Annotated in this window: 5 protein-coding genes; all 5 read left to right on the top strand. The window is 74.7% G+C overall.

The window, feature by feature from the left end; all coding sequences use genetic code 11:
• Nucleotides 1-188: 188 nt before the first annotated feature.
• On the top strand, nt 189-2,576 hold the full coding sequence (locus tag HTZ82_RS05915; protein WP_175408210.1) for a LuxR C-terminal-related transcriptional regulator: 2,388 nt from the start codon (nt 189-191) through the stop codon (nt 2,574-2,576).
• Nucleotides 2,577-2,872: 296 nt separating this feature from the next.
• Entirely contained in the window at nt 2,873-3,328 is a 456-nt protein-coding gene (locus HTZ82_RS05910) for a hypothetical protein (RefSeq protein ID WP_175408209.1), read from the top strand.
• 28 nt (nt 3,329-3,356) lie between these two features.
• The gene (locus tag HTZ82_RS05905; protein WP_175408208.1) at nt 3,357-4,121 is read left to right on the top strand and encodes an alpha/beta fold hydrolase; all 765 of its coding nucleotides are present in this window, start codon (nt 3,357-3,359) and stop codon (nt 4,119-4,121) included.
• A gap of 3 nt (nt 4,122-4,124) precedes the next feature.
• Entirely contained in the window at nt 4,125-5,519 is a 1,395-nt protein-coding gene (locus HTZ82_RS05900; protein ID WP_175408207.1) for a hypothetical protein, read from the top strand.
• A 47-nt stretch (nt 5,520-5,566) separates the two neighbouring features.
• Nucleotides 5,567-6,129: hypothetical protein (locus HTZ82_RS05895; RefSeq protein ID WP_217623715.1), on the top strand; the 563-nt coding region annotated here is incomplete at its 3' end.

The raw sequence follows: 6,129 nt of genomic DNA, 5'->3' as shown, positions 1-6,129 counted from the left end.
TTCTCGGCCACCCCGGTGGCCGGCCGGCCCGGCGCGGTCGCCGCCCCCGCCGTCCGTATGTGGGCGCAGCACAATGGCCCGATCGAGTGGATTGACGGCGCGGTCCGTCGACCCCCACAGGGCGCTGCATACGCTGTGGCGCGCCGCGTTTCAGCCATGCGGCGTACGTCAAGTGCTACGGGGGTGGCATGGGTTTCGGATTCGGACAGCAGCGCGGCGGGGATCTCCCCGTCGAGCGCACGAGCTTCGTCGGACGCGCCGACGAACTCGACCTCATCAGACGGGAGTTAGCCGGGAACCGGCTGGTCACGCTGGTGGGTCCCGGCGGCGTCGGCAAGAGCCGCACGGCGCTGCGGGGCGCCGCCCTGCTGAAGGAGCGGTTCCCGGACGGCGTGTGGCTCGTGGAGCTGTCGGCGCTGCGCCACGCGGAGCTGCTGCCCTCCACGCTCGCCACGGTCCTGGAACTGCCCGAGCAGTCGGGCATGGCCCCGATCGACGCCGTCGTCGCGCATCTGCGGGAGCGCCGGCTGCTGATCGTCCTCGACACGTGCGAGCACCTCGTGGACGCCTGCGGGGTCCTCTGCGACCTTCTGCTGCGCGAGGCCGAGGGCGTGAGCGTCCTGGCCACGAGCCGGCAGCCGCTCGACGTGCCCGGTGAGCGCTGCGTACCGGTCAGGCCGCTGGGGCCGTCCGACGCGTCGGAGCTGTTCGCGCAGCGCGCGGCGGCCGTCGTGCCCGGCTTCGCCGTCTCGGACGACGGTGACCGGGCCCGCGTCACCGCGCTCGTCGAACGCCTCGACGGGATTCCGCTGGCCCTGGAGCTGGCGGCGGTGCGGCTGCGGGCGGTGCCGCTCGCGGAGCTGGTGGCGCGGCTCGACCAGCGGTTCGAGGTCCTCACCGGCGGCCGGCGGTCCGCGCACACGCGGCACCAGACGCTCCGTACGGCGATCGGCTGGTCGTACGAGCTGTGCACGCCGCGCGAACGGCTGCTGTGGGCGCGGCTGTCGGTGTTCGCCGGTCCCTTCGACGTGTCCGCGGCCGAGGCGGTGTGCGGGGGCGGCGACCTGGCGCGCGACGAGGTGCTGGAGACGCTGATCGGCCTCGTCGACAAGTCGGTGCTCCAGCGCCTGGGCGACACCGGCACCCGCTATCGCCTGCTGGACACGATCCGCGAGTACGGGGCGGCCCGGCTGGAGCAGGCAGACGGCGGCGGCGCGGCCGCCGTGCGCGACCGGCACCTGGAGTTCCACCGGGAGCTGGGGCGGCGGTTCTGGGACGAGTTCCTGACGCCGGCCCAGGTCACGCTGCACCGGGCCCTGCGCGACCGGATCGCCGACGTACGGGCGGCGCTGCGGCACGCGTTCGCCTCCGAGGAGCGCGCGGTGCACGGGCTGCGGCTCGCCGCGCAGCTCGCGGCGTACTGGCGTGCCGCAGGAACCCTGTCCGAGGGCCGGTTCTGGATCGACAAGGGGCTGTCCCTGGTTCGCGCGGACTGCTCGGAGCGGGCGTGGGGGCTGTTCATGACGGGCGTGTTCGCCGTGTGGACGGCGGACCTGGAGAGGGCCGTGGACCGGTTCACGCAGGCGCGTGAGACGGCCGCGCGTACGGGCGACGAGCGTGTGGCCCGGTTCACCGACGCGTACCTCGGGGCCATGACGGCGCTGAGCGGCGACGTCGAGAACGGCATGGCGGAGCTGGAGGACGCGCGGCGCCGCATCATCGCCGCCGACGACGGGCTCGGCATCGCGGTCGTGCACTGCGAGGGCGCGCTGCTGCGGGCGGTGCTGGGCGACACGGCCGGGGCGCTCGGTCTGTGCGGGACGGGCCTCGCGTTCCTCCAGGGGACGGGCGACCGGCAGTTGTACGGGTCCACGCTGGTCGTCCAGGGCGTGATCCGTTGGCTCGCGGGCGAGCACGAGGCGAGCACGGATCCGCTGCGGCGCGGTCTGGAGGCCGCGAGCGAGGTCGGCGAGGTGCTGGTGGCCGCGCTGGCCTGCCTCGTCCTGGCCTGGCACTCCGCGCTGCATGAACGTTACGCCAGGGCGGCGCGCCTGCTCGGGTACGCCGAGAACGCCCGCCGCTTCGGCGGTGACCCGGTCGCCATGCTGCCGTCGCTCCTGGAGCAGCAGGAGTCCGTGCAGCGGACGGTGCGGGAGGCACTCGGGCGCGAGCGGTTCGAGCGGTGCTGGCAGGCGGGTGCGCGGATGTCGGGGTCGGAGGTGCTGGCGGCGGTACGGGAGGACGCGGACGCCCCGGAGGGCCCGGACGTCCACGAGGACGCGGACGCCCACAAGGATGCGGACGCCCAGGGGGACGCGGACGTCCCGCCCGCCCCGGCGTCGTCCGTGGCCGTGTCCGTGCCGGGCGCGCGGCGCGCACCGGCGGAGGCGGCGGGCGTGCGGGCGCTGACGCCGCGGGAGCGTGAGGTGGCCGCGCTGGTGGCGCGGGGGCTGTGCAACCGGGAGATCGCGGAACGGCTGGTGATCTCCAAGCGGACGGCCGACGCCCACGTCGTGCACATCCTCGCGAAGCTCGGCATCACGTCCCGCAGGGACATCCCACCGATGCCCGACTGACGACGGCCGTTCATGTGCGCGTACGTATACGGATGCGCCGCCTCCGGCCCGTATCCGCATACCCATCTCTCCGGGATACCGATGACAGCGCCCGGCCGCACGGTGAAGCTGGGAGAGCCGCCGGAGGGACGAGAGAGCGCCTTGCAACGCCCACAGCCGTAATCAATCCCCCACGGCTGTGACGGCGGGTGTCCCGCGCCGCCTCGCCCTCCGGCGGCGCGAGAGCGGCGGCTGTCCCATCGGGCGGGGCAGCCGCCCGCCCTCGCCGGTCCCCCTGCCCTACGGAGAGGAACTCCTTGACCGACCCGAACACCGGTCCGCACCGCGGCGCGTACGCGCCACCTTCGCTCGCCGCACTGGCGAATCGTTTTTCCGTACGGCGACGGTGGACCGTTTCGCCGATGCCGTCGGGCGGCCGGAGACCGCGGCAGCCGGTCACCCTCGCCCCCGGTGTGCCGCGGCCGCCGCTGGGCACGCTGGCCGTCGAGGTGATGCCGTTCGAGATCCAGGTCGGTGACTGGCTGCCGTTCAGCGACCAGGTGGCCCGGCGCATCCTCGACCTCCGGGCCGTGGGCCCCGGCCACTGGTACCGCAGGGTGGCGTTCGGCGACCTCCCGGCGCTCACGGTACGGCGCCGGGTGCGGGTCTACCGCGACCTGACGCGCCTGATCCGCCCGCGCCGGCTCGCCCCGGCGCAGGGTGGCCGGACACGCTCACGGCCGCTTCCTCCGCCACCCCGAAACTTCCCGTAATGTCGCTGATATGCCGGAAACCACGAGTATGCCACCGCGCCACGTGCGGCTCACGGGCCCCGGGTGGACGATCGTCGCCCGTGTGTGGTGCCGCTCGCGGACGGCGCCGCCCGTCGTGCTGGTTCCCGGTTTCGTGGTGTCCGGTGCGTACGCCGTGCCGACGGCCGAGCGGCTGGCGGGCACCTTCCGGGTGTACGCGCCCGATCTCCCCGGTTTCGGGCGCAGCCGCCGCCCGGGGCGAGTGCTGTCCGTCACCGAGCTGGCCGACTGCCTGCGGGCGTGGCTGCGGGCGGCCGGGGCGGAGGGAGGAGCGCTGCTCGCCAACTCCTTCGGCTGTCAGATCGCCGCCGCCCTGGCGGCCCGGCATCCCGGGGCGGTCCGCGCCCTGGTGCTCACCTCGCCGACGGTGGATCCCGCGATGCGGTCGACGGCCCGGCTGCTGCGTCCGTGGCTGAGCGAGGCAAGCACCCAGTCCTGGCGACTGCGCCGCATCCTGGCCCGCGACTATCTGCGCGCCGGTCCGCGGCGCCCGGTGCGATTGCTCCGCCACGCGCTCGCCGACGCCATCGAGGAACGGCTGCCCCACGTCACGGTGCCCACGCTGGTCGTGCGGGGGACGGCCGACCCGTTCGTCTCGCCGCAGTGGGCGGCCCGGGTGGCCGGCCTCGCCGGTGGGCGGCTGGTGGAAGTGGACGGCGGGCTCCACGCGATGGTCCACGAGTCGCCGGACGCGCTCGTGGACGTGGCGCTGCCGTTCCTGACGGAGCATCTCGGCACCGAACGGAGGTCCTGACCCGTGCGCGCACCCCGCTACCTCGCAGGCTTCGACTCCGCGGCGGCGATGGTGCGCGCCACCGCCCGGTACCTGTCGGGCCGCGACTTCCCCGCCCTCGGCTTCAACCCCCTCCTCCAGCCCCCGGCCCGGCTGGTGAACTCCCTGCCGCGCAGGGCCCGCGAGCTCGTGTACATCATGAGCGGCTGGGTGGAGACCGTGCCGCCGCGCCGCCTCGACCGGTTCGACGCCGGGGAGCTGGCCGCGTGGGCGGCCGCGCAGTATCCCGAGAGGCGCTTCCCGGGCGTCGCCGTCGGCTCGTCGAACGGCGCGGCGGTCCACCTGTGCGCGGCGCTGGGCATCCCGTGGCTCCCCCAGACGTTCCTCGTGCCGGTCCGGCAGCGGGTGGACCCGGACGACCCCGTCGAAGCACTGGGCGCCGCGCTGGGGCCGGCCCGCAGGGTGCTCGACCGCAACCCGGACATCCAGTTGCACCACATGCACGACGCGGTGCAGGACCGGCTGATGATCCGGACGATGACGTACTTCCGCGTCAAGCGGCTGCTGCTGGGAGCGGCGTACGAGCGGTTCCTGAGGGAGCGGCTGTCGCCTGGCGGCACCGTCTTCGTGATCGACTGCGGGCAGACCTGGCCCACGCGCCAGATCGCCGACCGCCACCTGTTCCAGCACGGCGCGGTCGGCGGGGCGACCGAGGAGGAGTACCGCGAGGGCGGCCCGCGCGTCGCCGCCTACCTGCGGCGGTACGGCTCCCCGCGCGAGCGGTGGGAGGCGCCGGAGCCCGACGGCCGCAGCCCCGAGGCCGAGTGGGGCTTCGAACCCGCCCTCCTCGACGACATCCTGCGGGTGGCCCGGGAGTGCGGTCACCGCGTGGTACGGGTCGCCTTCCCCGAACCGCAGGCCCTCAGCCCGCTGGTGGCCGACCTGTACCGGTGGTGGTACGGGCAGCGCGGCATCCCCGCGAACCGGCTGCTCGTCGAGTCGTTCATCGTGATGGAGCCGTGGTGGGCCCTGCGCACCGGGTCGGTTCCCTTCTGGACGGAGTTCAACACCGAGCCCGCGTTCCAGGCGGTGAACGCGTACCTGGACCGGGCGGAGCCCTTCGACGACATCCGGCTCACCCTGTTCAACCACGGCGTCGAGTCGGTCGGCCTGGTGCCGGCGGAGCGGTGGGAGTCCCTGTTCGCCCGTAGCCGCGCCGGGGGCGGCTGGCTCGGTGCGCAGCCGGACAGGTTCCCGCTCGACTTCTCCCACTACGCCCGGTACCAGCGGGCGCTCCGCGACCTCCCCACCCGCTGTCCGATGCCCGGACCGCTCGCGCTGTCCCGGCTGGACTCCTTCCTCGCCGAGCACGGGGACCGCTACCGGGTGCGGTGGGAGCGCCTGGCGGGGTCGGACTGAGCGTGCGCGGGCGGAGCACACCCGGACGGAAACACCGGCGAGGAACGGTGCGTGGCACGGCCGTACGGCCCGTGGCGCTCCTCGTGCTCGCCGGAGCCGTCACGGTACTCGCCGCGGCCGGCGTCCTGCCGCGGTGGCCCGGGCTGGTGCACCTCGTGGCGCTGCCGCCGCTGGACCTGATCGCCGATCTGCGGCTGCTCATGCGGTTCACGTCCGGTTATCCGCAGTTCGTCGCCGGGCTCGCCGCGTGTCTCGCCGTGCGCGTCACCGTGCTGGCCTTCGTGCTGGGCGGCCCGCGCGGGCAGGCCCTGCGGTACGCGGCCCGCTACTACGCCCTCGTACTACCGGGGGCGTTCCTCGCGTCGGCGCTGCTGCTGGGTGCCGGCGCCCTGCTGTTCTACGCGCTGTTCTGGTTCGGCACCGCCCTGGTGCTGCTGGTCCTCGCCCTGGGGGCCGCCGCGCCGTGGGCGGCTCCGCCCCGGCTGGCGCACGGCTTCGCGGTGGCGGCACGGCGCGGGCTGCGGCTCGGTACCGTCGGCGCCTACCTGGCCGCGCTGGCCGTCGTCGGCGCGGTGGCCGACGCCACGCGACCGGCGGGCCCCGTCCTGGT

The organism is Streptomyces sp. TRM64462 (assembly GCF_013362995.1).
Taxonomy (GTDB): domain Bacteria; phylum Actinomycetota; class Actinomycetes; order Streptomycetales; family Streptomycetaceae; genus Streptomyces.
This window is presented reverse-complemented; position numbering and strand designations above follow the sequence as displayed.

Coding starts and splice junctions, on each gene's coding strand:
- HTZ82_RS05915 (WP_175408210.1), top strand. CDS start 189: ATGGGTTTCGGATTCGGACAGCAGCGCGGCGGGGATCTCCCCGTCGAG.
- HTZ82_RS05905 (WP_175408208.1), top strand. CDS start 3,357: ATGCCACCGCGCCACGTGCGGCTCACGGGCCCCGGGTGGACGATCGTC.